The organism is Corynebacterium gottingense (assembly GCF_003693265.1).
Classification (GTDB): domain Bacteria; phylum Actinomycetota; class Actinomycetes; order Mycobacteriales; family Mycobacteriaceae; genus Corynebacterium; species Corynebacterium gottingense.
On record NZ_RDRE01000006.1, the window covers coordinates 60780 to 86187 of the forward strand.

Sequence of the window (25408 nt, forward strand, 5' to 3'; positions counted from 1 at the left end):
ACGGTTACTAGGCCGGCTACTGGACGAGGTAGATCGTGGTGAACACGCCGATCCACACGACGTCCACGAAGTGCCAGTAGTAGGAGGTCACCATTGCGGCCGTAGCCTGCGCCGGGGTGAACTTCGACTTGGAAACGCGGAGCAGCACCACGATGAACGCGAGGATGCCCGCGGTCACGTGCGCCATGTGGAATCCGGTGATGATGTAGAACACCGAGCCGTAGACGCTCGCCTGCGGCGTCACGCCCTCGTGCACCATCTCAGTCCACTCAAACGCGACGAGGCCCAGGAAGACCACGCCGAGCAGAATGGTTACGGAGAACCACTTGCGAAGCCCGAATACGTCACCCCTTTCTGCAGCAAATACGCCCACCTGGGACGTCACCGAGGAAGCCAGCAGAACGATAGTAATGATGAGGCCAAAAATAACGTTCAGGTTTTCCGTCTGGTGCGCCCAGTCTCCGGCGGCCAGGCCGTTTGCGCGCGACGTGAAGTACATCGCGAACAAGCCGGCAAAGAACATCAACTCTTGGGCGAGGAACGCCATCGTGCCAACGCTGACCATGTTGGGTCGGTTCAGCACTGGGACACGATTCTGCGGTGTCGCCATACCTTGATTAGTAATTGCGGTCGTCACGCATGTGATTATGGCGCGTTTCCGCCTTAAAGTCACCTCGAATACCCCCGGACTTTCTCTGACAGGCATGCCCCAACCTGCCGTTTCAGCGCGAACAACGGTTACGGAAAACTTTTTGAAAAACTCGGGAACTTTTGGCCCGCGCTTTACGACGCGCATCGTCCCTGGTCACACCAACACGACACAAGCGAGCGCCGCCGGGCATCGATTTCCACAACCCCGTGCCCCTCCCCGACCGACGGATTCACGGTCGCACTGCTGGTTCCCCAAGTTCCCGAATGTGTCACTTCTCACATTTTCTCCCAGGGGATTTGGCGCGCGGACCTACTTTCGGTTGACCCCTGGGCGGGTGGGCGTCGCTAAGCAAAAAGCCCCGGCACCGAAGTGCCGAGGCTTGCGGACCCGCGAAGGCAGCGGGGCGGAGCAGTTAGTGCTTCTCGCGCGGGATGCCGTACTGCAGGTTGAGCTGGGTGGTGGTCCAGATGAGGAACACTGCACCGAAGGCGATCAGCCACAGCTGGTAGAAGGCGATACCCAAGCCGAGGAAGAGCACCGCGCCGGACATTGCGAACGGCCAAATGGAGTGCGGGGAGAAGAAGCCGAGCACGCCCGCGCCGTCTTCGATCTCCGCCTCTTCCCAGTCCTCGGGGACGACGTCCATGCGTCGCTCGGTGAAGTCGAGGTACACACCCATCATGAAGCACAGGGCGGTTGCCAGAACGAGGGCAACGCCGCCGACCCACTCGAGGCCGAACAGGTAAGCATCTTCACCAATCCAGCTCGTGGCGAAGATGTAGATCACCGCCATCAGACCCAAGAAGGTGCCGATTGCGTAGAAAACTTTTGCGCCAGGACCCATAGTTCTACACTTCCTCTTTCTTAGTTGTTGGCAGCGACAACGGCGTTATCGCCGTCGCGGGTTGCGGTGCGGTCAGTGACAAACGGGTGGGTGGTCGTTGCGAACGGCTCCTCGCCGATAGCCTTCAGCGCGTCCGAGTTCGGCGCCTCCGGGTTGGCTTCGCGGAACTCCATGTAGTCCTTGAACTTCTCCGGCGAGACTGCGCGGAGCTCGAAGTTCATCATCGAGTGGTAGGTACCGCACATCTCGGCACAGCGGCCGACGAATGCGCCTTCCTTCTCAATGCGCTCGATCTGGAAGCTGCGCTGCTGCTGGTTCGCCTCCGGGTGTGCGTAGACGTCGCGCTTGAACAGGAACTCCGGAATCCAGAACGCGTGGGAGACGTCGCCGGACGCGAGACGGAACTCGATCGGCGTGTCGGTCGGCAGCACCAGCACCGGGATTTCCTCGGTGGAACCGATGGTCTCGATTTTGTTGAAGTTCAGATACGACTGGTCGCCCTGGGACATACCGTGAATCGGGTTCGCGTTCGGCATGTCTTCCGGATCGTGCTTGGTCTCCTCGGCGAGCGCCTGGCGCTCCTTGTCCACACCCTCGTACTTCTGGCCGTTGTTGGTGAACTCGCCGTCGAGCTCGGCGTAGCCGAACTTCCAGTTCCACTGGAACGCGGTGACGTCCACGGTCACCTTCGGATCCTTGTCCAGCGCGGTGACCTTGGTCTGCGACTGCACGGTGAAGAAGAACAGGACCATAACGATGACGATCGGCACGATGGTCAGCGCAAGCTCCAGCGGGACGTTGTACTGCAGCTGCTTCGGGAACTCGCCCTCACCCTTCTTTTCCTTGGCCTTGCGGTTCCACTTGAACACAGCGGTGAGGAACAGGCCCCACATGATGATGCCGACAATCCAGGCGGCAACCCAGACCCACACCCAGAAGTTGTACAGCTCAGTGCCCTCCGGCGTAATCGGGTCCGGCCAGCCCATGTCCAGCACGTTAGCGAGGGCCTCCGGGGGAGCAACGCTGCAGCCAGCGAGCGCGAAGCCACCGAGCAGGAGCGAGCCTGCTACACCGAGCTTCCGGGCAAAGCTGCGCTTTGTTTCCTTTTCCACGTGTGTCTGCCTTCCTGTCCACACTTCAATTCGTTGAAAACGATGAACGTTCATAGAAATGCCAGAGCATTCCTACCCATTCCTACCCAGTCAGAATAGTTCATCCAGCGGGCAGGCACGGAATTGCAGATTGGAGCCGCAACGCGCCAAGCTTTCGCTTCTCGACGCACACCCGCCACCCTTGGCTTTTCCCCATCCCCCACCCACAGCGTGGTCTGTGTCACCCAAAAAACGGATTTTTCGCCAAAAAGTTCATCCGAAAGTTGGCCCCCAATCGGGGACGGGCTAAAGGTTGAACCACCGCGGCCACGTCTGGTTCGCCGTTCCAGCCCTCGGAACCTTATCCTGGAACACATCATGACGCGCCCCGGCCGATGCTTGCGGCGCACCGTATATATAAGGAGAAGGTTCAACTTACGATGTGTGGCCTGCTTGCAATGCTTACCGCCGGATCCAACGCCAGCACCTTCGTCCCAGCCGTGGACGACGCGCTGCCGTGCATGTACCACCGTGGCCCGGACGCCGCCGGCACCTGGCACGACGACGACGCAGTGTTCGGCTTCAACCGCCTGGCCATCATTGACCTCGAGCACTCCCACCAGCCGCTGCGCTGGGGCCCGGCCGAGAACCCCGAGCGCTACGCCATGACGTTCAACGGGGAGATTTACAACTACATCGAGCTGCGCGAAGAGCTCCAGGCCGCCGGCTACACGTTCAATACTTCCGGCGACGGCGAGCCGATTGTGGTGGGCTACCACCACTGGGGCAAGGATGTGGTCAAGCACCTGCGCGGCATGTTCGGCATCGTGATCTGGGATACCGAGACCAAGACGATGTTTGCCGCCCGCGACCTGTTTGGCATCAAGCCGCTGTTCTACGCCACGACCGACGCCGGTACCGTTTTCGCCTCCGAGAAGAAGTCCATCCTGAACATGTCCGAGCAGTTGGGCCTTGACCTCTCCGGTCAAGACAACGGCCTGGACCGTCGCGCCATCGAGCATTACGTGGACCTGCAGTACGTCCCTGAGCCAGAGACACTGCACGCCGGAATTCGCCGCGTAGAGTCCGGCTGCACCGTCACCCTGACCCCGGGCGGCGAGGTCCACGCGGAGCGTTACTTCAAGCCCGATTTCCGCACCACCCCGGTGACCAAGGACAAGGAGCAAGACCTCTACGACCGCATCGCAGCGGCGCTTGAGGACTCGGTGGCGAAGCACATGCGTGCGGACGTTACCGTCGGCTCCTTCCTCTCCGGCGGTATCGACTCCACCGCAATCGCCGCGCTGGCAAAGCGCCACAACCCGGACCTGCTCACCTTCACCACCGGCTTTGAGCGCGAAGGCTACTCGGAGGTCGACGTGGCGGCCGAGTCTGCCGAGGCCATCGGCGTAGAGCACATCGTGAAGATCGTCTCCCCCGAGGAGTACGCCGACGCCATCCCGAGGATCATGTGGTACCTCGACGACCCGGTCGCCGATCCGTCGCTCGTGCCCCTGTTCTTCGTGGCCCAGGAAGCCCGCAAGCACGTCAAGGTCGTGCTGTCCGGCGAGGGCGCCGACGAGCTGTTCGGCGGCTACACCATCTACAAGGAGCCGCTGTCGCTCGCTCCGTTTGAGAAGCTCCCCTCTCCCCTGCTGCGCGGGCTGAACAGGCTCGGACAGGTCCTACCGGAAGGCATGAAGGGCAAGAGCCTGCTCGAGCGCGGCACCACACCGATGGAAGACCGCTATTACGGCAACGCACGGTCCTTCAACTTCCAGCAGCTGGAGCGAGTGCTTCCCTGGGCGAAGCGCGAGTGGGACCACCGCGAGGTCACGGCGCCGATTTACGCGGCGTCGACAAGCATGGACCCGGTGGCGCGCATGCAGAACCTTGACCTCTTTACCTGGATGCGTGGCGACATCCTGGTGAAGGCGGACAAGATGAACATGGCCAACTCGCTCGAGCTGCGCGTACCGTTCCTGGACAAGGAAGTGTTCGAGGTGGCGCAGACGATCCCGCATGAGCAGAAGATTGCGAACGGGACGACCAAGTACGCGCTGCGACGCGCCATGGAGCAGATCGTGCCCGCGCACGTGCTCAACCGCCGCAAGCTCGGCTTCCCGGTGCCGATGCGCCACTGGCTCGCCGGCGAGGAACTGTACGGCTGGACGCAGGACACCATCAACGACTCGCAAACCGAGCACATCTTTGACAAGAAGGCCGTGCTGGAGATGCTCAAGGAGCACCGCGACGGCATCTCGGATCACTCGCGCCGCCTGTGGACCGTGCTGGCGTTTATGGTGTGGCACGGCATCTTCGTCGAGCACCGTATCGACCCGCAGATCGAGCACAAGGAGTACCCGGTCAAGCTGTAAACGGGCGGCCGCGTTTGGGGGTCCTGCGTGGGCTGGCGGATCCGGGGGGCACGCCGGGGCTGGGTGCACAAAGGGGGCGCTGGGTGCGCAAAGGGGGCTGGGTGCACACTGGGCAAATGGAGCTAGCTCCCTTTGGGCGGCGCCGGGGTCCGCGACCAGGCGTTTTTACGGGCAGCGTCCGTCTAGATGGAGCTAGCTCCGTTTGCACCTGGCAGCACCAGCCGACCGGGCGTTTTACGGGCCACGTGCGTCTAGATGGAGCTAGCTCCGTTTGCACCGGGCGGCCCCAGCCGACCAGGCGATTCCCCGACACACCTATCCACATGGAGCTAGCTCCGTTTGCACTTGGCAGCACCAGCCGACCGGGCGTTTCCCCGACACAGCTATCTACATGGCGTTAGCTCCATTTTGTCATGTCTAGGGACTTTTTGGACAAGGAGTCCAGGAAGTTTTTGGACAGGATGTCTAGTAGCTTTTTGGACGCCTGCAGCGGTGGAATAGCCGGATGGCTATTCCACTACACAAGCGCAGAAAGGTCGCAGATTTCGATCCTGCTCGTGACGGCAAAACGATCACACAGTTTTGCAAAGAACTGGGCATCTCGCGGCAGACGTACCACAACATCAAAGACCGGATAGCGCAAAAGGGGCGATCCGGCATTGTGCCGGATTCGACTGCCCCGAAGCACCCGGCCGGAAAGTTTGGAGACCACGACAAGATCGCCGTCGTCCACGCCAGGCAAAAGCTGATGGAACAGGGCTTGGATTACGGGCCTTGGTCGATCTACTACTTCTTGTTCGACTCCGTCGGTGCCGATCGCACCCCTTCACGTTCCACAATCGCCTCATGGCTCCATGAGCTGGGGTTTGTCGACGTTAATGCCCGCAAACGGCCGAGGAGTTCCTATAGACGCTTCGCCCGTGACTTCGTCGGTGAACTCTGGCAGATCGATGGACTGGTCTACCGCCTCTTCGACCATGCTCACACGCTCGTGACGATTTACCAGGTCATCGACGACGCCAGCAGATTCGACGTCGGAACCAAAGCGTTCGCGTTACCGGAAAACGGTACTGATGCGCGCACCGTGCTTGCCGAAGCGTTCGCCACCTACGGCAAACCCCAAGAGATCCTTTCTGATAACGGCGACGCGTTTGCCACCTACCACCGCGGATACCTCACAGCGACTGAAACATGGCTCGCCAGCGAAGGCGTGCTCGCCATTGCTGGATTCGCGCCGACAACCCAAGGCAAAGACGAACGCTCCCACCGCACATTGACCCAGTTTCTCGACGCTCGCCACCCAGTAAGCCTTGCCGAGGTCAACACATACCTCGCTGAGTATCGGCACGTGTACAACGAACGACGACGGCACCAATCACTGCTGGTCGGCAAGATGCACATCACTCCACGCCAGGCTTTCGAGACCTTCCCCAAAGCACCTTCGCCCACGCAGCCGCTTGATCCAGATCAAGTCTGGGCCCGCGTACTTGCCTACAACAAGGCGCACAACCCGCAGGCAGCAAACGAAGTGAGAAACGGCCCCGGGGAAGCGGCAACTTCACCCGAGACCAGCACCGATGACATGGCAGCTTCACACGGCATACCTGGCACCGATACCCCAACACTAACGGTGCCGACAACACAATCAACAAACGATTGGGGTATCCCAGATACGCTCCGCGTGAGCAAAGACGGTGTCGTTCGTGTGTGTAGCTACGGGCTCTACATCGGCCTAAGATTCAAAAACCGCGAGCTCTACGCCACGGTCACCAACGACGATATCGCGGAGTTCTTCACGGCCCACGACGGTGAATTCCTCTTCAGCGTGCCACTGCCAGTCACACTGAGCCACAGGCCACCAGGCGGGCAGATCAACATCAACCTCGTTGAAGGAATGAAGCACCGCAAGCCGCCACGGATGAACCCGAAACTCGCTAAGCCCCGACCGAAACGCAGACCACAAATATGACCCGCTAGAAACTGTCCAAGAACTCCATGGATTCCGTGTCCAAAAAGTCATTGGACTCCTTGTCCAAAAACTCTATGGACATAACAGCGTTAGCTCCATTTGCACCGGGCAGCCCCAGCCGACCAGGCGATTCCCCGACACACCTATCCACATGGAGCTAGCTCCGTTTGCACTTGGCAGCCCCAGCCGACCGGGCGTTTCCCCGACACAGCTATCTACATGGCGTTAGCTCCATTTGCACCGGGCGACCCCAGCCGACCAGGCGTTTTGCAGGCAGCATCCGTCCAGATGGAGCTAGTTCCATTTGCGCCAGGCAGCACCGGCCGCCGGCGAAGTAGCTGCGCGAGCTCAAGGGGTAGCGCTAGCTCTACCCAAAGACTCCGGTTGCCACCATTGTCCGAGCCCCGCCGCCACGGTGGAATGGACACCATGAGTACAGCAAAGAAAATTCTTCTCGTCCTCGGCGGCGTCGTAGTCGCCATCGGCCTGGCCCTCGCGGCCGCCTGCTACGTCTGGGGGCCGACACTCTCCGCGCAGATGACCGGCCAGGCAAAGTTCCTGGGCAAAGATTCTCCGCAGCGCTACGCCCGCACGGTGCTCGACCTGTCTGAGTCCATGGGGCTTTACGGAGACTCGGAGGAGTTCGCCGCCGCTCGAGCCAAGGCAGAGGAGGCTGCGAAGGGCGCGGAGCACCAGGCCGAGCTCCTGGACGTGCTCGACCAGGCTGTCCACGCCGCCGGCGGCAAGCACTCCAGGCTCATTCCGGCGGAAACCCAGCAGCCCGACGCCGAAGAAGGCAGCCCTACTGCCCAGGTCGGAGTGACAACGGTGGGAAACGTCGCGGTCGCAACTGTGCCGGGCATCGGCCGGAACGATGAAATCCAGCAGTACGCGGACACCCTCACCAGTGGACTGCTCGAGGCCCGGGACGGCGGGGCGTGCGGCGCAATCGTTGATCTCCGGGGCAACGACGGCGGCGACATGGGCCCCATGATCGCCGGCCTGTCCCCGCTCCTGCCCGACGGGACGGCGCTCGAGTTCGTCAGCCGCGTCAACACGTCTCAGGTCACGGTCGACGGCAACGCGGTCAGCGGCGGCGGCACCCCGCTGGAAACTGCAGGCGGTAAGTGGGAAGCGCCCACCGCAGTGCTTGTCGACGCCACCACCGCCTCCTCCGGCGAGGCAACCATGCTCGCTTTCCGCGGTCTGGACACCGCACGCTCCTTCGGCACCCCCACGGCTGGTTTCGCCTCCGCGAACATGCTCTACGACTTCCCGGATGGCAGCGTACTCATGCTCACCATGGCTAAGGACAAGGCCCGAACGGGCGAAGAGTTCGCCGAGTATCCGATCCAGCCCGACTCCCCCACCTCCACCGGGGACGAGGCCCTCGACGAAGCGAAGACGTGGCTGCGCGAGCAGCACGGCTGCGGGGCGTAGACGAGGTTCAGAAAGTGCGCAACATCACGCCATCCAAACTACAAGGCAATTCAAAGCATGCTGCTATTCTTTAGTTATGAAAAAGTCAATTCTGGCGCTAGGGCTGGCTGGCGCATGCATGTTTTCCCTAACGTCTGTGCCGAATGCGCAAGCTACCGAGGTTACTTCGCAAGAGGCTGCTCACGCAGAAGACAATGAGCTCTCCACAGGCGCAGCCGCTGCCATTACGATTGCCGCCATTCTTGCGGTCGTTGGCTTGGGCGCTGGCGCGACAGTTTGGGCAGTCCAGCAGCGACTCATCCCTAACCCCCTTCCGGGAGTTATTCCTGGGCCCCGCCCCCGAGCAAAAGCACCGGCACAGAAGCCGGCGCCCCGCCAGAACACAGCACCAGCGAACGCTCCGCGGCAAGCACCCAAGCCTGCTCCGGCCCCGCGGTCTGTGCCCAAACCAGCTCCAGCACCAGCACCCCAAGCGCGCCCCGCACCCGCTAATCAGAACGGGAAGCGGCCTGCAAACGGCTACTACCGCAATTGCGCTGCAGCCCGCGAGGCTGGTGTAAATCCCATCTACGACTATGAGCCTGGCTACCGCTCCGCCTTGGACCGCGACGGCGATGGCGTCGCCTGCGAATAACGCAGAAACAATCGGCCTATGAGAAATGAATCCCGTCCGCTACACAGCTTGTCGCCTGTGTGGAGGGCGGGATTCTTTCGCGTTGCGACTTAGTTGAAGGAGTCGCCGCAAGCGCAGGAGCCACCGGCGTTCGGGTTGTCGATGGTGAAGCCCTGCTGCTCGATCGTGTCTGCAAAGTCGATGGTGGCGCCCATCAGGTAGGGCACGCTCATCTTGTCCACCACGAGGCGCACACCGCCGACCTCGTCGGCCTTGTCGCCGTCCAGGTCGCGGTCGTCGAAGTACAGCTGGTAGCGCAGACCAGCGCAGCCACCCGGCTGCACGGCGATGCGCAGGGACAGGTCGGTGCGGCCTTCCTGGTCCAGCAGCGCCTTGGCCTTCGCGGCGGCGGCATCGGTCAGGTTCACACCAGTTGCAGAGGTAGGTGCAGTCATTGAAATCTCTCCTTATATATGTGGCCGGAGTTTGCCCCATCATACTGCCCGCGCAGCATCGGTGGGGACGGTGGGGTTTCCTCACGCCTCGCAACGCGGGGCCGTGGGCGATTATTCCCGGCAGCGCATTGCTCCTTTCCGGGCGGCGCCTTGTAGCCTAGAGTGCGTGAAACTCCCATGGCAGAAATCTGAGCAACAGTCCGAGCAACGGGCCGGGGGCGGCTCGACCGCCATCTCCGCCGCGGAGATCGGTGGGGCGTCCGGTGGGGACAAGGGGGCGTCGATAAGCGATGCACACGACGAGCCCAAGTACCCGAAGGGCTACACGCCGCCGAAGGGGCGGCCGACCCCGAAGCGCCACGACCAGGAGGTCAAGCGCGGCGTCTTGCGCGACCCTGACAACATGACGCAGGCGCAGCGCGCGCAGAAGAACAAGGAGCTCAAGGCCTCCATGTCGAAGGAGGAGTGGAAGGCCTACAAGAAGGAGCAGCGCGCGGAGAACCGCCGCGCGAACAAGGAGATTCAGGCGCGCATCGACGCTGGCGACGAGCGCTACCTCATGGACCGCGACAAGGGCGAGGTGCGCCGCTACGCGCGCGACTGGGTCGACGCGCGCCGCTTCTTCAACAACTACGTGATGCCGGTCGCGCTTGTGCTCGTGGTGGTCCTGTTCATTGGCACGTGGCTGCCCGAGGTGTCCGCGGTGCTCTCCGGGCTGACCATGCTGTTTATCCTGGCCATCTTCATCGAGGCCTTCGTGATTGGCAAGCGCGTGAACAACGCGGTGCGCGCCAAGTTCCCGGGCACCACCGAGACTGGCTTCGGCCTGGGTATGTACGCGTTCTCTCGCGCGTCGCAGCCGCGCAACTGGCGCTCGCCCAAACCGCAGGTGAGCATCGGCGAGAAGGTCTAAGCCATGACCGAGCCCCATCTGGCCGGCGTCGACTTCGCGCCCGTGCAATCCCCCGATCTCGGCCGCGCGCGGAACGTGTCGCGCCTCCTCGCGCGCTCCGTGCCGGGGCGGAACCTGGGCCGGTTGGCCGACATCGGCGCGTGGGTCGCGGGGGTGCAGGGGGCGTCGACGCCCGCGCCGTTCGCCCACCCGCGCGCGGTCATCGTTGCCGCTCGCCACGGCGTAGCCCAGCGCGGCGTGTCCGCGTGGGAGCCGGACGCAGGCGCGACGCTGCTGGAACAGCTTGAGGCCGGCGCGGGTCCGGCGCACATCGCGGCGCGCGCCGCGGGGGCGTCGGTGCGCGTGGTAGACGAGTTCGACGAGGTCACCGGCGCGATCGACGTGGAGCCCGCGATGACCACGCAGCAGTGCGTCGCCGCCATCGCGCGGGGCATAGAGGTGGCCGACCACGAAGTGGATTCCGGCACCGACCTCATCATCCCCGGCAACGTGGGCGTCGGCGATACCACGGTCGCCGCCGCAGTGTACGGCACGCTCACGCGCACGGAGCCGGTCAAGGCGATCGGCCGCGGCTCCGGGATCAACGACGAGGTGTGGAAGGTCAAGGTCGCCGCGATCCGCGACGCAATGTTCCGCGCCCGCACCATCGCCGACGACGTCGAGCGCGTGCTCGCGGAGATCTCTGGCCCCGACATGGCCTTCCTCGTGGGCCTCGTCGCCCAGTCCGCGGCGCGCAGGACGCCAGTGCTTATCGACGCCGCGCTCCCCTCCGTCGCCGCCTACACAGCAGAGCGACTCGCCCCCGGCACGAAGCGCTGGTGCATCGCCGGCGGGGTAAGCCCAGAGCCGGCGCACATCGGCTGCCTCCAGGCGCTCGAGCTGACCCCGGTGCTTGCCCTGGACATGACCACGGGCCAGGCGGCGGGCGCGCTGGCCGCGCTGCCGCAGGTCAACATGGCCGCGGAGATGGCAGCCGAGGCGCTCACGCAGCTGCGTGCCACGAGCCGGCCGGAGCCGCGCTAGGCCGGGTGAGGCGCTCTACGCCTCAACCAGCGTGACGTTCCACCCGTGGGTGTCCTCCACGCTGCCGTTCTGGATTCCCCGCAGGCGCTCGCGCAGCGACATCGTGATCGGACCGGCCTCATTGTTGTTGATGGTGAACTCGCCGTCCGCACTACGCACGCGCCCCACCGGGGTGAGCACCGCAGCGGTGCCGCACGCCAGCGTCTCCGTGATCGTGCCGTTTTCCACTCCCTCGCGCCACTGTTCCACGGTGATCTTGCGCTCCTCAGTGCCCAAGCCGGCGTCTTCCGCGACCTGGAGCAGCGACTTGCGGGTGATGCCGGCGAGCAGCGAACCGGACAGCGCCGGGGTGACCAGTGTGGCGTCGTCCCCGGAGCCCTCGACGAACATGAGGTTCATGCCGCCCATCTCCTCGATGTACTTGCGCTCGATGGCGTCGAGCCAGACCACCTGGTCGCAGCCCTTCTCCTGGGCCTCCGCCTGCGCGAGCAGCGAGCCCGCGTAGTTGCCGGCGAACTTCGCGTCGCCGGTGCCGCCCGGCGCGGCGCGGACGTACTCCTTAGACACCCACACGGAGACCGGCTTCACGCCGCCGGAGAAGTACGCGCCCGCGGGCGAGGCAATGACGTAGAACGTGTACGAATGGGAGGGCTTGACGCCCAGGGTCTCCTCGGTGCCGATCATGAAGGGACGCAGGTACAGCGCGGCCTCGCCGCCCGCCTCGGGCACCCACGCCTTATCGATGCTCACCAGCTGGCGCAGCGACTCGATAAACAACTCCTCCGGCAGCTCCGGCATGGCCAGACGGTGGGCGGAGTGCTGCATGCGCTTCGCGTTCTGCTCCGGCCGGAAGGTGCTGATGGAACCGTCGGCGTGGCGGTACGCCTTCAGGCCCTCAAAAATGGCCTGCCCGTAGTGGAAGACGTTGGTCGCGGGGTCCAGGGAGATGGGCCCATACGGGCGCACCTGCGCGTCGTGCCAGCCCTTGTCCTCGGTCCACTCGATGGAGACCATGTGGTCGGTGAACTCTTGCCCAAACGCCGGGTCGGCCAAAATGGCTTCGCGCTCCGCGTCGGTTGCGGGGTTCGGGTGTTGCGAAATGGAGAAGTCTAGCGTTGTCATGCGCCCCACCCTACTCGGGCAGTACCCCGCCGGAGCCCGAGTACGCTGAATAGGGCTGGAATTTATTCAGCAGAGCTTATCGACGATTCCCTGATCGAAAGGTAACCCAACATGACTTTCACTTGCGCACTCCCCGCCCGCGGCACCACCGCGGCGCTGACGTTGGCGGATTCCGCCCCGTTGCAGGCCGCGCGCCTGATCCCGGTCGCTGCGGGCCAGGACGGCGTCGAGCTGCCCGTGACCGCGCTGACTGCGGACGGCGTCCTCGACGCCCTGGCGAAGGTGGGCGCGAAGGGCGCGGCCGGCGAGCTGCACCGCGTCGTGGTCGGCGGCACCCTGTTTATCGCTTACGGCTTGGGCGCTGCCGACGAGGTTGACGAGGAGTCCGTGCGTCGCGGCGTCGGCACGGCGGCGCGCAGCCTCTCCGGCCTCGAGGAGGTCGCGGTGAGCACGGAGTTTGGCATGGGACCGATCGTGGAGGGCCTGCTGCTGGGCTCCTACTCCTACCAAGGCTTGAAGTCCGCGGAGGAGGACGCCCCCGCCCCGGTCGCGGTGACAGTTGTCGCGGGCGACGAGGAGCGAGCAGCGTTTGACCGCGCGCGCATCATCGCGGAATCCGTCAACCTGGCGCGCGACTTGGTCAACACGCCGGCGAACTACCTCTACCCCGAGGCGTACGCCGAGATCATGCGCGAGGTCGGCGAGCAGGTCGGGCTGAGCGTCGAGGTCTTTGATGAGCAGTACCTGGAGGACCACGGCTTCGGCGGCATCACCGCTGTGGGCAAGGGCTCGGCCCGCCCGCCGCGCCTGGTGCACCTGTCCTGGGCTCCGTCAACCGCGCAGGACGGCGAGGCAGCGAGCGCCGCGTTGGTTGGCAAGGGCATCACCTTTGATACCGGCGGTATCTCCCTGAAGCCGGGCGCGCACATGGAGGACATGATCAGCGACATGGGCGGCTCCGCGGCCCAGCTGGCCTCCATCGTCGCCGCGGCACGCCTCGAGCTGGCCATGCCTATCGACGCCTGGCTGCCCCTCGCCGAGAACATGCCATCCGGCTCGGCGACCCGCCCGGGCGACGTGATCACCCACTACGGCGGGCTGACCTCGGAGATCCTCAACACCGACGCGGAGGGCCGCCTGGTGCTCGCCGACGCGATGGCGCGCGCAGCGGAGGACAAGCCCACCTACCTCATCGAGACCGCCACGCTCACCGGCGCGCAGATGGTGGCGCTCGGTACCCGCACCGCCGGCGTGATGGGTACGGGGGAGCTGCGCGACCGCATCGCGGAGAACGGACGCACCGTCGGCGAGCCGGCCTGGTCCATGCCGCTGCTCGAGGAGCAGGAGGCGCAGCTGAAGTCCCCGATCGCGGACATCCGCAACACCCACAACGCGCGCACCGGCGGCATGCTGTTCGCCGGGCTGTACCTCTCCAAGTTCTCCGGGGAAGACAACGGCACGCAGTGGGCGCATATCGACGTCGCGGGCCCGGCCTTCAACACCGACTCGCCATTCGGCTACACCCCAAAGAGGGCAACCGGCGCGCCGGTTCGCACCATTGTGGAGACGCTCACGCAGCTTGCGGGTGAGTAGGCGTGGCCGGGGGCGGTGGCGTCGATAAGCGATGAACCCCTAACTGTAGGGGTCCTCGCCGCGCTCGAACTTGGCGCGGCGCTGCCGCTGCTCCTCGCGCTTGCGCAGAATGCGCTCCTGCTCCATCTTCTTGCGCATGCGGTCGGGGTAGCCGGTCTCTTCGACGTCGTAGAGCGAGATGCTCAGCAGCTTGGCCACCTGGTCGATGCCTTTCGGCCCGCCGATGCGGCGGCGGGTGTAGTTGCCCAGCTCATCGACGAGCACGACCGACATCTCATTGACCATGGTCTCCGGCTCAATGTAGCCCTCGACAAACTTGCGGCCACGCACCCACTGCTTCAGGTACTCGGCGTCGTCCGGGCGAATCGTTCCGCCTGGCGCGCGCGGGGGTTTGAAGCTGGAGGACTGTTTCCGTTTGCCGAAAAGGTTAAACACGCGCCTTATCTTACGGAACCGGCGCGCGGGCGAGGCGATGCCGCCCGGCTGAGGCCCCCACCGATGGTGCCCCCAAACGCGACGAATACGGGAGAATGCGGGTAGCCTGTTTTCTGTATAGCTTCCGTTACAACCTTGAACTACGAGGAGACTGAGAAAACATGGCGCACTCCGTAGAGATGCCCGAGCTGGGCGAGTCTGTCACCGAAGGCACGATCACCACGTGGCTGAAGGAAGTCGGCGATACCGTCGAGGTAGACGAACCCCTGCTCGAGGTCTCAACCGATAAGGTCGACACCGAAATTCCGTCTCCAGTCGCCGGCGTCCTCATTGAGGTCAAGGCTGAGGAAGACGACACCGTCGAGGTCGGCGAGGTCATCGCCATCATCGGCGAGGAGGGCGAGGAAGCCGCTGGCTCCGCCGACTCCGCCGACAAGGCTGAAGAGAAGGACGAGGCCGCAGAGGAAAAGCCGGCTGAGAAGCAGGAAGCCAAGTCCGCACCGAAGGCATCCGGCTCCGCGACCGACGTCGAGATGCCGGAGCTCGGCGAGTCCGTCACCGAGGGCACCATCACCACCTGGCTCAAGGAGGTCGGCGACGAGGTCGAGGTCGACGAGCCGCTGCTCGAGGTCTCCACCGACAAGGTCGACACCGAAATTCCGTCCCCGGTCGCCGGCACCCTGGTTGAGGTCCTGGCCGATGAGGACGACACCGTCGAGGTCGGCGAGGTCATCGCGCGCATCGGCGACGCAGACGCCGCTGCTGCTGGCGCGGACGACGCCGCCGACGAGACCGAGGCCGAGGAAGAGGCTCCGGCCAAGGCCGAGGAGCCGAAGCAGGAAGCTCCGAAGCAGGAGAAGAAGTCCTCCGGCTCGGGCGCTGGCACCAAGATTGAGATGCCGGAGCTCGGCGAGTCCGTCACCGAGGGCACCATCACCACCTGGCTCAAGGAGGTCGGCGACGAGGTCGAGGTCGACGAGCCGCTGCTCGAGGTCTCCACCGACAAGGTCGACACCGAAATCCCGTCCCCGGTCGCCGGCACCCTGCTGGAGATCCTGGCTGAAGAGGACGACACCATCGAGGTCGGCGGCGCCATCGCCGTTGTCGGCGACGCAGACGCCGCTGCCGCTGGTGCCGACGAGGCTGAGGAGGAGGAAGAGGCTCCGGCCAAGGCAGAGGAGCCGAAGGAGGAAGCTCCGAAGGCTGCCCCGAAGCAGGAGGCGCCCAAGAAGGAGGCCCCGAAGGCGGGCGCTTCCGAGAAGCTGGCAAACCGCGGTGGCGACGTCCCGTACGTCACCCCGCTGGTGCGCAAGCTGGCCGACAAGCACGGCGTTGACCTCAGCACCGTTGAGGGCACCGGCGTTGGAGGCCGCATCCGCAAGCAGGACGTGCTGGCTGCTGCTAACGGCGAGGCCGCAGCTGACAAGGGCGCTTCCGCAACTGACAAGGGCGCGGCCGAGAAGCCGGCCGCCAAGGGTGCTCGCGCAAACTGGTCCACCAAGTCCGTGGACCCGGAGAAGCAGAAGCTCATCGGCACCACGCAGAAGGTCAACCGCATCCGCGAGATCACCGCTGCGAAGATGGTCGAGTCCCTGCAGACCACCGCCCAGCTCACCCACGTGCAGGAGGTCGACGTCACCCGCGTCGCAGAGCTGCGCAAGAAGGTCAAGCCGGCCTTCGTGGAGAAGCACGGCACGAACATCACCTACCTTGCATTCTTCATCAAGGCGACGGCCGAGGCGCTGGTCTCCCACCCGAACGTCAACGCGTCCTACAACGCGGAGACCAAGGAGATCACCTACCACTCCGACGTCAACATCGGCATTGCTGTGGACACCCCGCAGGGCCTGCTCGTGCCGGTGATCAAGAAGGCGCAGGACATGGACCTGGCCGAGATCGCCAAGGCCATCAAGGACCTCGCCGAGCGCGCCCGCAACAAGAAGCTGCGCCCGGACGACCTGACCGGCGCTACCTTCACGGTGACCAACATCGGCTCCGAGGGCGCCATGCTGGACACCCCGATCCTCACCCCGCCGCAGGCGGGCATCCTGGGCACGGCGACGATTGAGAAGCGCCCGGTCATCGTCACCGAGGACGGCATCGACTCCATCGCGATCCGCCAGATGTGCTACCTGCCGTTCAGCTACGACCACCAGCTGGTCGACGGCGCAGACGCAGGTCGCTTCATCACCACGATCAAGGACCGCATCGAGGTCGGCGACTTCGAAGCAGACCTCGCCCTGTAATTTCGCCGACTGATCCGGCGCTGGATCAACGGCACAGCCACACAGCGGCCCGGCCCCCCACGAACGGGGGCCGGGCCGCTGTGTGCGTTCTGGGACTCCCCCACAGTTCGAGTCACCTAAGGCCCAGACCGTATACTGACGGTGTTTGGCACCACTTTCGACCAAGGAGCACCTGTTGGATTACATCTCCCGTCATATTGGCCCCGACCAGAGCGAGCAGCGGAAAATGCTGGACGCGCTGGGTTACGAGTCGCTGGACGCCCTGATCAGTGCGGCGGTGCCGAAGGGCATCCTCGCTGACGGGCCGCTGCAGCTGCCGCAGGCGCTCACGGAGTACGAGGCGCAGGACCGCCTGCGCGAGATCGCAAGCCAGAACACCGTGCTCAAGGCCTTCTACGGCCAGGGCTACAACTCCACGCTCACCCCGCCGGTGATCCGCCGCGGCGTGATCGAGGACGCCGGGTGGTACACCGCCTACACCCCGTACCAGCCGGAAATCTCCCAGGGACGCCTGGAGGCGCTGCTCAACTTCCAGACCATGGTGCAGGACCTCACCGGCCTGGACATTGCCAACGCTTCGCTGCTGGACGAGGCCTCCGCCGCCGCCGAGGCCGTCGGCCTCATGTCGCGCGCGGTGCGCAAGGGACGCAGGGTGCTTCTCGACGCCCGCCTGCACCCCCAAGTCATTACCGTCGCGGCAGAGCGCGCCCGCGCCATCGACCTCGAGGTGGAGGTCGCTGACCTTTCCGAGGGCGTGGTTGGCGAGGACCTCGTCGGCGCCGTGCTGGCCTACCCGGGCACCGAGGGCGACATCGCGGACCCGCGCCCGGTTATCGAGGCGATCCACGAACGCGGCGGCCTCGTCACCGTTGATGCCGACATCCTCGCGCTGACCGTGCTGGAGTCGCCGGGTGAGCTTGGTGCTGACATCGCGATCGGCTCCTCCCAGCGCTTCGGCGTCCCGCTGTTCTACGGCGGCCCGCACGCTGCCTTCATGGCGGTGCCGGAGAAGCTCAAGCGCCAGCTGCCGGGCCGCCTGGTCGGCGTGTCCAAGGACGCCGAGGGCTTTCCCGCCTACCGCCTCGCACTGCAGACGCGCGAGCAGCACATCCGTCGCGAGCGCGCCACCTCCAACATTTGCACCGCCCAGGCGCTGCTGGCTGTGGCGGCCTCCATGTACGCGGTCTATCACGGCCCCGCCGGCCTGACCGAGATCGCGCGCACCGTCCACGACTTCGCCGCGCGCTTCGCCGCAGGTGTGGAGGTCGCCGGCGCGCGCGTCAAGCACGCGCACTTCTTCGACACGGTGGCGGTTGAGGTGTCGGACGCGCAGGGGGTCGTCGATAAGCTTGCCCAGGCCGGCTACCTCGTGCGCTCCATCGACGCGACCACCGTGGGCGTGTCCTTCGGCGAGGACACCTCCGAGGCCGACCTTGCGGCACTCCTCGACGCGTTCGGCGCCACCGCGCCCGAGTCCGCCGAACCGCGCCTGCCCGAGGCGCTGGAACGCCGTACCGAGTTCCTCACCCACGAGACCTTCAACGCGATCCACTCCGAGACGCAAATGATGCGCTACATCCGCACCCTCGGCGACAAGGACCTCGCGCTGGACCGCACGATGATCCCGCTCGGCTCCTGCACGATGAAGCTCAACCCCACCGCTGGCCTGGAGACCATCACCTGGCCAGAATTCGCCAACGTGCACCCCTTCACCCCGGCCGAATACACGAAGGGCTGGGCCACGCTTATCGACGACCTGCGCACCTGGCTCATCAGCATCACCGGCTACGCCGAGGTGTCCCTGCAGCCCAACTCGGGCGCGACCGGCGAGCTCGCCGGCCTGCTCGCGATCCGCCGCTACCACGTGGCAAACGGCGACACCGAGCGCGACATCTGCTTGATCCCGGCGTCGGCGCACGGGACGAACGCGGCGTCGGCAAGCCTGGCCAACCTGCGAGTCGTGGTGATCAAGACCGCCGACGACGGCTCGATCGACCTGAACGACCTCGACGCGCAGCTGGAGAAGCACGGCGAGCACGTCGCCGCCATCATGCTCACCTACCCGTCGACCCACGGCGTGTACGAGGACACCGTGCGCACCGTGGCCGACAAGGTCCACGCGGCCGGCGGCCAGGTCTACATCGACGGCGCAAACATGAACGCGCTCACCGGCATCGCGCGCCCCGGCGACTTCGGCGGCGACGTCAGCCACCTCAACCTGCACAAGACCTTCACCATCCCTCACGGTGGCGGCGGCCCGGGCGTGGGCCCCATCGGTGTGGGCGAACACCTCATCCCCTTCCTGCCCGGTGACGCGAACGTCTCGCTTGAGCAGGCCTCGGCGCCCGTGCCTGGCGACGCCGGCGTGCCCGTCTCCGCGAGCCTCTACGGCTCCGCGGGCGTGCTGCAGATTTCCTGGGCCTACATCGCCATGAGCGGCGCCGACGGACTGAAGTCCGCCACCCAGCACGCCGTGCTCGGCGCCAACTACCTCGCTCACCAGCTCAACGAGTACTTCCCGGTGCTCTACACCGGCGACAACGGCATGGTGGGCCACGAGTGCATCCTGGACCTGCGCGAGCTGACCGACAAGTCCGGAGTGACCGCAGCGGACGTGGCGAAACGCCTGGTGGACTACGGCTTCCACGCGCCGACGCTGTCCTTCCCGGTCGCTGGCACCCTCATGGTCGAGCCGACCGAATCCGAGGACCTGGCCGAGCTGGACCGCTTCGTCGAGGCGATGCGCTCCATCCACGGCGAGATCCAGGAGATCATCGACGGCCGCGTCGCCTACGAATCCTCCGTGCTGCACCACGCGCCGTTTACCGCCCACTCCGTGGTGCGCTCCGACTGGCCGTACGAATTCAGCCGCGAGCAGGCGGCCTACCCGGTCGACCGGCTCGTGCACGCGAAGTACTTCCCGCCGGTGCGCCGCATCGACGAGGCGTACGGCGACCGCAACCTCGTCTGTGCATGCCCGCCGCCGGAAGCCTTTGGCATCAACACCGGCGAATAGTCCCCTCCCACTGAAAGCGAGAACCCTCATGGCTACCTCTCCCCTGCACGCAGCCCACGAGAAGCTGGGCGCCACGTTTACCGATTTCGGCGGCTGGAACATGCCGCTGAAGTACGGCAACGAGCTCGACGAGCACCGCGCGGTGCGCAGCGCCGTCGGCATCTTCGACCTCTCCCACATGGGCGAGATCGACGTCAAGGGCCCCGACGCCGCCGCGTTTTTGGACTACGCCCTGATTTCCAACATGTCCATCCTGAAGGTGGGCAAGGCGAAGTACTCCATGATCGTCGCCGAGGACGGCGGCATCCTGGACGACCTGATCACCTACAAGATGGCCGACGACCACTTCATGGTCGTGCCCAACGCTGCCAATACCGCCACCGTGTGGGCCGCATTTGAAGCGCGCAAGGGCGACTTCGACGTTGAGCTGCGCAACGACTCCGAGGCCTTGGCACTCGTCGCGGTCCAGGGCCCGAATGCGCTCAAGGTCCTCGAGCCTTTGCTCAGCGACGACGCCGACACACTCGCCTACTACTCCGGTGCCTGGATGACCCTGCACCCGGCAGGCGGCGGGTCCGTCGAGGTGTTCGTCGCCCGCACCGGCTACACCGGCGAGGACGGCTTCGAGCTGTTCTGCGCCAACACGGACGCCCAGGCGGTGTGGGACGCCGTGATCGGTTCCGGCACCCCGTGCGGGCTCGCCTCGCGCGACTCGCTGCGCCTCGAAGCATCGATGCCGCTTTACGGCCACGAGCTCACCACCAACATCACCCCGGTCGAGGCCGGGATGGGCCGCGCCTTTGCCAAGAAGGAAGCGGACTTTGTGGGCAAGGACGCGCTGACTGGCCGCGAGCCGTCTGTAGTCATCGCCGGTCTGACCTCCGAGCAGCGCCGCGCCGCGCGCGAGGGCGCGGAGGTGTTCCTGCCGGGCGCGGAGGAACGCATCGGTGTGGTCACCTCCGGCCAGCCTTCGCCGACGCTGGGCTACCCTGTTGCTCTGGCGCACATCGCGCCCGAGCACGCGGAGGTTGGCACGGCTGTGGAAATTGACATCCGTGGACGTCGCTATCCGTTTACTATCGTAGAGACCCCGTTTTACTCCCGAAAGGACGCCTAACATGGCACTGCAGAAGGACTTCTACTACTCCGAGGACCACGAGTGGATCAACGCCACCCCGGACACCGCCGTCGGCGCCACCGTGCGCGTGGGCATTACCAACGTGGCCGCTGATCGCCTGGGCGAGATCGTCTTCGCCGAGCTGCCGCAGGTGGGCGACACCGTGACCGCCGGCGAGCACTGCGGCGAGGTCGAGTCCACCAAGTCCGTCTCCGACCTGTTCTCACCGGTCACCGGCACCGTGACCGCCGTCAACGAGGACATCGACGGCGCCTACGAGGCCATCAACAATGACCCGTACGGCGCAGGCTGGCTGTTCGAGGTCGAGGTCGAGTCCGTCGGCGAGCTCATGACCGCCGACGAGTACGCCGCAGAGAACGGCGTCGAGGGCTAAACACCCACCACTTCACGCGGGGCTAGAATGCGAAAGCATGACTGCCCCGCGTGACCCATTTTTCCCCGCCGACAAATCCATCCGCGCCGACGCCGCCACCCCGCTCGAGGTGCGCGAGCTCGGCGTCGTGCCGTACCAGGAGGCATGGGACCTGCAGGCAGAGCTCGCGACAAAGCGCGCGAAGGGCGAGGTCGGCGACACCGTGCTCGTACTCGAGCACCCCTCCACGTTCACCGCGGGCAAGCGCACGCAGCCCGAGGACATGCCCGACGCCGACTACCCCGTCCCCGTGGTCAACGTGGACCGCGGCGGGCGCATCACGTGGCACGGCGAGGGCCAGCTCGTGGTCTACCCCATCATCAAGCTCGCCGAGCCCGTCGACGTGGTGGATTACGTGCGCCGCCTGGAAGAGGCGCTCATTGAGACGGTCCGCGAGGCGGGCGTGACCACCGCCGGCCGCATCGACGGGCGCTCCGGCGTCTGGGTCCCCCACACCACGCGCGCCGCCGACCCGTCGGCACCGACGCGCGACCGCAAAATCGCGGCCCTGGGAATCCGCATCACCCGTGGCGTCACCATGCACGGGCTGAGCCTCAATTGTGACAACACGCTCGCCCACTACGCGCACATCGTCGCCTGCGGCATTGACGACGCCGACGTGACCACCATGAGTCTGGAGTTGGGGAGGGACACGCGGGCGTCGGCAATCGCCCCAAGGCTTCTCCACCACCTCGACCGCGCGCTGTCCGGCGAGCTCACGGTGGCTAACCACACCTTCGCCTCGGCGCCGGATCCCACGAAGGGGCTGAAGAAGCGACCGCGGTAACGCAGCGCTTGACACGTCAGTTAACGTAGAAAACGTGACTGTAGCACCAGATGGCAGAAAGCTCCTCCGAATCGAAAAGCGCAACGCGCAAACCCCCATCGAGTCCAAACCGCGGTGGATCCGCAACCAGGTCAAAACGGGGCCCGAGTACGAGGACATGAAACAAAAGGTGAAGGGCGCAGGCCTGCACACCGTGTGCCAGGAAGCCGGCTGCCCCAACATCCACGAATGCTGGGAATCCCGCGAGGCGACCTTCCTCATCGGCGGCTCCCGCTGCTCCCGCCGCTGCGATTTCTGCGACATCGCCTCCGGCAAGCCCGACCCGCTGGACCGCGACGAGCCGCGCCGCGTAGCCGAAGAGGTCCGCGGCATGAACCTGAACTACTCCACCATCACCGGCGTGACCCGCGACGACCTTGAGGACGAAGGCGCGTGGCTCTACGCCGAGGTCGTGCGCAAGATCCACGAGCTCAACCCACACACCGGTGTGGAGAACCTCACCCCGGACTTCTCCGGCAAGCCGGACCTGCTCCAGGAGGTCTTCGAGGCCCGCCCCGAGGTTTTCGCGCACAACGTGGAGACCGTGCCGCGCATCTTCAAGCGCATCCGCCCCGCGTTCCGCTACGACCGTTCGCTGGACGTGATCCGTCAGGCGCGCGACTTCGGGCTGATTACCAAGTCCAACCTCATCCTCGGCATGGGCGAGACCCGCGAGGAAATCCTCGAGGCCTTGCAGGACCTGCACGATGCCGGCACCGACATCATCACGATCACCCAGTACCTGCGCCCCGGCCCGACCTACCACCCGATCGACCGCTGGGTGAAGCCGGAGGAGTTCATCGAATACCGCGACGCCGCCTACGACATGGGCTTCGCCGCCGTCATGTCCGGCCCGCTCGTGCGTTCCTCCTACCGCGCCGGCAAGCTCTACGTCCAGGCGATGGAGCACCACGGCCGCGAACTGCCCGAGAACCTCAAGCACCTCAAGGAGACCTCGCAGGGCGAAACGACGCAGGAGGCGTCGACCCTGCTGAAGAAGTACGGCCCGTCGAAGGACCACCCCGTGGTCACGCGCTAAGCGCTGCTTCACGCCCGCCTCACCGGCGGGCGTTTCTTTTTGCTTGCCCGGGGCGTGCCATTAACATTGGCGACATGGCGAAGCAGGATGACAAGGCCGCAGCGAAGGCCGCGAAGAAGGAAGAGCGCGCCGCGAAGCGCGCGAAGAGCAAGCAGACGCGCAGCCAGGTGTGGCAGGCGTTCAAGATGCAAAAGGAGCGCGACAAGGCGCTCATCCCCATCATGCTGGGTTCGGTGCTCGGCGTGGGCCTGCTGTTCTTCCTCATCGGCCTGCTCTGGAGCGGCCAGTGGTTCATGCTGGTCATCGGCCTGCTGCTGGGTGCTGTGCTGGCGATGTGGCTGTTCTCCCGCCGCCTGGAGAAGTCCATGTACGACGAGGTTGGCGACACCCCGGGCGCAGCGGGCTGGACCCTGGAAAACATGCGCAACACCATGGGCATCGTCTGGCTGACCAAGAACGGCGTCCAGGCCAACACCCACATGGACACCATCCACCGCGTCGTGGGCAACCCCGGCGTCGTGCTGGTTGGAGAGGGCAACCGGAACCGCCTCAAGCCGATGATGGCGAAGGAACACAAGCGCGTCGACCGCCTCCTGGCCGGCGTGCCGATCCACGAGGTCTACGCCGGCGACGGCGAGGACCAGGTTCCCGTCCGTGACCTGCAGAAGCACCTGCTGAAGCTGCCGAAGAACTACAAGAAGGACGAGGTCTACTCCCTCAACGCCAAGCTTGAGGCGATGGATAACCGCAAGGGCCCCGGCCAGGTCGCCGGGATGCCGGGCGGCCCAATGCCTCGTCAGGCACAGAACATGGCGGGTATGAACCGCCGCATGCGCCGCATGCAGCAGCGCAAGGGTAAGTAGAGCGACCGGGCGGCTACCGGATACGATCATGCGAATCGACCACACGCACCACGGCAGCGACGAGCACTTCGGCATGGGCGTAGAGGCCAGCACGGCGCTGCGCTTCGGCTCAATGCTGCTGACCTCCGGCGCGCCCGCCTACCGAGTCATCCGCGCCGTGAAGCGGTGCGCCCGCGCGCTCGGCTTCGACCACGCGGACGTCATCGTCGGGCTCGACACGCTCACCTGTACGTTCCACCGCGGCGAGCGGTTCCGCACCCTCGCCGCCGTGCTCCCGGTGCCCGGCGTGAACGCCTCGCGCATTGAGGCGCTGGAAAACTTTAGCCGCCACGAGCTGCACCACTACGCCACCGCCGAGGAAGTCAACGCGCTTCTCGACGACATCGAGCACATCCACACCCCTCGCTGGAGCCCCCTCGTGGCGTCGCTCGCCGCGGGCCTGGCGTGTGGCGGGTTCGCGATCCTCAACCGCTTCTCCCTGCTCACCGCAGTGCTGGTGGTGATCGCTGCGGGCGTCGGCCAGTTCGTGCGCCAGCGCCTGGCGCACAAGCGATTCCTCCAGCTCGGCGTGGTGATGATCGCCGGCGCCGTCTCCACCATCCTCTTCCTGCTGTTGTCGCTCCTCGTGCCGGGCGCGGACACGCAGCTCTCCGCCGGCTTCGTCGCCGCGATCCTCTACCTCATCCCCGGCTTCCCGCTGTTCGTGGCGCTCAATGACCTGTCGCGCTTCGACTTCAGCGCCGGCATCCCCCGGCTGTTCTACGCGCTCGAAGTGATCGTGGCCATGATGCTCACCGTCGCCGTGATCGCCATGATCACCAGCGCTCCCCCGCCGCCGCACATCGCCGCGGAGCCGGAGCTCGGGTTCTACCTCGCCGCAGCCGTCGCCAGCTTCTTCAGTATCGGCGGCTTTGCCATCCTCTTCAACGCCTCACGGCGCATGGCGCTCCTCGCCGCGACGCTCGGCACGGTCGCTAACATCCTGCGACTCGTCCTCCTCCACGCCGACATGCGGTACTTCCTCGCGTGCTTCCTCGGCACGCTCACCATCGGCATTCTCGGCCGCTGGCTCGGGCAGCACTTCCACGTCCCGCGCTCCACGGTCACCATCCCCGCGACCGTCGTGATGATCCCCGGCACCACGATCTACGCCGCGATGCAGGAGCTGACCAGCGGCGACGTCACCGGCGGCATCAGCGCCACCACCGAGGTCGTCCTCGCGGTGCTCTTCCTCTCCGGCGGGCTTACCGTCGCCCGCCTCATCACAGACCGCAATTGGGCGTTCCAGCACCACATCGACTTCCGCGAAAACCTCGGCGGCACGCCGGGCTAGTCGCTTA

At 65.3% G+C, this 25408-nt stretch carries 21 protein-coding genes; 15 read left to right on the top strand and 6 right to left on the bottom strand.

Annotated elements, in window-relative coordinates; all coding sequences use genetic code 11:
- Window positions 1-16: 16 nt before the first annotated feature.
- The 3 genes from ctaE to ctaC form a co-directional block, all read right to left on the bottom strand.
- Window positions 17-637: an aa3-type cytochrome oxidase subunit III gene (gene ctaE / locus EAW56_RS05290; protein WP_173783230.1), complete on the bottom strand. Its 621-nt coding sequence runs from the start codon at window positions 635-637 to the stop codon at window positions 17-19.
- A gap of 427 nt (window positions 638-1064) precedes the next feature.
- Window positions 1065-1496, bottom strand: coding sequence for an aa3-type cytochrome oxidase subunit IV (gene ctaF / locus EAW56_RS05295; protein WP_095278124.1), 432 nt, complete (start codon window positions 1494-1496; stop codon window positions 1065-1067).
- A gap of 20 nt (window positions 1497-1516) precedes the next feature.
- Window positions 1517-2608 (bottom strand): aa3-type cytochrome oxidase subunit II, encoded by a 1092-nt coding sequence (gene ctaC, locus EAW56_RS05300; protein WP_095534902.1) that lies wholly within the window; start codon window positions 2606-2608, stop codon window positions 1517-1519.
- Between the two features lie 419 nt (window positions 2609-3027).
- Between ctaC and asnB the strand changes: the two genes are divergently transcribed.
- From asnB to EAW56_RS13220, 4 genes are all read left to right on the top strand, one after another.
- Window positions 3028-4965, top strand: a complete 1938-nt coding sequence (gene asnB, locus EAW56_RS05305; protein ID WP_122085504.1) for an asparagine synthase (glutamine-hydrolyzing) — start codon at window positions 3028-3030, stop codon at window positions 4963-4965.
- A gap of 505 nt (window positions 4966-5470) precedes the next feature.
- Window positions 5471-6934, top strand: coding sequence for an integrase core domain-containing protein (locus EAW56_RS05310; protein ID WP_095546637.1), 1464 nt, complete (start codon window positions 5471-5473; stop codon window positions 6932-6934).
- Between the two features lie 429 nt (window positions 6935-7363).
- The gene (locus tag EAW56_RS05315; protein ID WP_122085593.1) at window positions 7364-8374 is read left to right on the top strand and encodes a S41 family peptidase; all 1011 of its coding nucleotides are present in this window, start codon (window positions 7364-7366) and stop codon (window positions 8372-8374) included.
- A gap of 118 nt (window positions 8375-8492) precedes the next feature.
- Window positions 8493-9008, top strand: coding sequence for an excalibur calcium-binding domain-containing protein (locus tag EAW56_RS13220; protein WP_353959593.1), 516 nt, complete (start codon window positions 8493-8495; stop codon window positions 9006-9008).
- 89 nt (window positions 9009-9097) lie between these two features.
- Here the strand turns inward: EAW56_RS13220 and EAW56_RS05325 are convergent, their stop codons facing one another.
- Window positions 9098-9442, bottom strand: coding sequence for a HesB/IscA family protein (locus EAW56_RS05325; protein WP_122085595.1), 345 nt, complete (start codon window positions 9440-9442; stop codon window positions 9098-9100).
- A 166-nt stretch (window positions 9443-9608) separates the two neighbouring features.
- On the opposite strand from EAW56_RS05325, the gene EAW56_RS05330 reads away from it, so the two are divergent.
- Window positions 9609-10355, top strand: a complete 747-nt coding sequence (locus tag EAW56_RS05330) for a DUF3043 domain-containing protein (protein ID WP_095546944.1) — start codon at window positions 9609-9611, stop codon at window positions 10353-10355.
- Window positions 10356-10358: 3 nt separating this feature from the next.
- The gene (locus EAW56_RS05335) at window positions 10359-11378 is read left to right on the top strand and encodes a nicotinate-nucleotide--dimethylbenzimidazole phosphoribosyltransferase (RefSeq protein ID WP_122085507.1); all 1020 of its coding nucleotides are present in this window, start codon (window positions 10359-10361) and stop codon (window positions 11376-11378) included.
- Window positions 11379-11393: 15 nt separating this feature from the next.
- Here EAW56_RS05335 and EAW56_RS05340 read toward each other — a convergent pair whose 3' ends face one another.
- Window positions 11394-12500, bottom strand: a complete 1107-nt coding sequence (locus EAW56_RS05340; RefSeq protein ID WP_095555418.1) for a branched-chain amino acid aminotransferase — start codon at window positions 12498-12500, stop codon at window positions 11394-11396.
- Between the two features lie 111 nt (window positions 12501-12611).
- Between EAW56_RS05340 and EAW56_RS05345 the strand changes: the two genes are divergently transcribed.
- Window positions 12612-14093 (top strand): leucyl aminopeptidase, encoded by a 1482-nt coding sequence (locus EAW56_RS05345; RefSeq protein WP_122085509.1) that lies wholly within the window; start codon window positions 12612-12614, stop codon window positions 14091-14093.
- Between the two features lie 39 nt (window positions 14094-14132).
- Here the strand turns inward: EAW56_RS05345 and EAW56_RS05350 are convergent, their stop codons facing one another.
- On the bottom strand, window positions 14133-14528 hold the full coding sequence (locus EAW56_RS05350) for an oxidoreductase (RefSeq protein ID WP_095278143.1): 396 nt from the start codon (window positions 14526-14528) through the stop codon (window positions 14133-14135).
- Between the two features lie 161 nt (window positions 14529-14689).
- On the opposite strand from EAW56_RS05350, the gene sucB reads away from it, so the two are divergent.
- From sucB to EAW56_RS05390, 8 genes are all read left to right on the top strand, one after another.
- Complete coding sequence (gene sucB, locus EAW56_RS05355; protein WP_122085510.1) at window positions 14690-16774, top strand: 2-oxoglutarate dehydrogenase, E2 component, dihydrolipoamide succinyltransferase; 2085 nt, start codon at window positions 14690-14692, stop codon at window positions 16772-16774.
- A gap of 175 nt (window positions 16775-16949) precedes the next feature.
- On the top strand, window positions 16950-19790 hold the full coding sequence (gene gcvP / locus EAW56_RS05360) for an aminomethyl-transferring glycine dehydrogenase (RefSeq protein ID WP_122085512.1): 2841 nt from the start codon (window positions 16950-16952) through the stop codon (window positions 19788-19790).
- Window positions 19791-19818: 28 nt separating this feature from the next.
- On the top strand, window positions 19819-20907 hold the full coding sequence (gcvT, locus tag EAW56_RS05365) for a glycine cleavage system aminomethyltransferase GcvT (RefSeq protein WP_095553895.1): 1089 nt from the start codon (window positions 19819-19821) through the stop codon (window positions 20905-20907).
- A 1-nt stretch (window position 20908) separates the two neighbouring features.
- Entirely contained in the window at window positions 20909-21301 is a 393-nt protein-coding gene (gene gcvH, locus EAW56_RS05370) for a glycine cleavage system protein GcvH (RefSeq protein ID WP_122085514.1), read from the top strand.
- 37 nt (window positions 21302-21338) lie between these two features.
- Complete coding sequence (lipB, locus tag EAW56_RS05375; protein WP_095278153.1) at window positions 21339-22127, top strand: lipoyl(octanoyl) transferase LipB; 789 nt, start codon at window positions 21339-21341, stop codon at window positions 22125-22127.
- Between the two features lie 34 nt (window positions 22128-22161).
- Complete coding sequence (gene lipA, locus EAW56_RS05380) at window positions 22162-23205, top strand: lipoyl synthase (RefSeq protein WP_095278155.1); 1044 nt, start codon at window positions 22162-22164, stop codon at window positions 23203-23205.
- A 74-nt stretch (window positions 23206-23279) separates the two neighbouring features.
- Window positions 23280-24068, top strand: a complete 789-nt coding sequence (locus tag EAW56_RS05385; RefSeq protein WP_122085516.1) for a DUF4191 domain-containing protein — start codon at window positions 23280-23282, stop codon at window positions 24066-24068.
- Between the two features lie 28 nt (window positions 24069-24096).
- Window positions 24097-25401 carry a threonine/serine exporter family protein gene (locus EAW56_RS05390; RefSeq protein ID WP_122085518.1) on the top strand — a complete coding sequence of 435 codons (1305 nt, stop codon included), beginning with the start codon at window positions 24097-24099 and terminating at the stop codon, window positions 25399-25401.
- Window positions 25402-25408 lie beyond the last annotated feature (7 nt).

Bases quoted from the DNA above. Each gene is read 5' to 3' on its own strand.
- ctaF (WP_095278124.1), bottom strand. From the start codon at position 1,496: ATGGGTCCTGGCGCAAAAGTTTTCTACGCAATCGGCACCTTCTTGGGT.
- asnB (WP_122085504.1), top strand. From the start codon at position 3,028: ATGTGTGGCCTGCTTGCAATGCTTACCGCCGGATCCAACGCCAGCACC.
- EAW56_RS05310 (WP_095546637.1), top strand. From the start codon at position 5,471: ATGGCTATTCCACTACACAAGCGCAGAAAGGTCGCAGATTTCGATCCT.
- EAW56_RS05315 (WP_122085593.1), top strand. From the start codon at position 7,364: ATGAGTACAGCAAAGAAAATTCTTCTCGTCCTCGGCGGCGTCGTAGTC.
- EAW56_RS13220 (WP_353959593.1), top strand. From the start codon at position 8,493: ATGTTTTCCCTAACGTCTGTGCCGAATGCGCAAGCTACCGAGGTTACT.
- EAW56_RS05325 (WP_122085595.1), bottom strand. From the start codon at position 9,442: ATGACTGCACCTACCTCTGCAACTGGTGTGAACCTGACCGATGCCGCC.
- EAW56_RS05335 (WP_122085507.1), top strand. From the start codon at position 10,359: ATGACCGAGCCCCATCTGGCCGGCGTCGACTTCGCGCCCGTGCAATCC.
- EAW56_RS05340 (WP_095555418.1), bottom strand. From the start codon at position 12,500: ATGACAACGCTAGACTTCTCCATTTCGCAACACCCGAACCCCGCAACC.
- EAW56_RS05345 (WP_122085509.1), top strand. From the start codon at position 12,612: ATGACTTTCACTTGCGCACTCCCCGCCCGCGGCACCACCGCGGCGCTG.
- sucB (WP_122085510.1), top strand. From the start codon at position 14,690: ATGGCGCACTCCGTAGAGATGCCCGAGCTGGGCGAGTCTGTCACCGAA.
- gcvT (WP_095553895.1), top strand. From the start codon at position 19,819: ATGGCTACCTCTCCCCTGCACGCAGCCCACGAGAAGCTGGGCGCCACG.
- gcvH (WP_122085514.1), top strand. From the start codon at position 20,909: ATGGCACTGCAGAAGGACTTCTACTACTCCGAGGACCACGAGTGGATC.
- lipB (WP_095278153.1), top strand. From the start codon at position 21,339: ATGACTGCCCCGCGTGACCCATTTTTCCCCGCCGACAAATCCATCCGC.
- EAW56_RS05385 (WP_122085516.1), top strand. From the start codon at position 23,280: ATGGCGAAGCAGGATGACAAGGCCGCAGCGAAGGCCGCGAAGAAGGAA.
- EAW56_RS05390 (WP_122085518.1), top strand. From the start codon at position 24,097: ATGCGAATCGACCACACGCACCACGGCAGCGACGAGCACTTCGGCATG.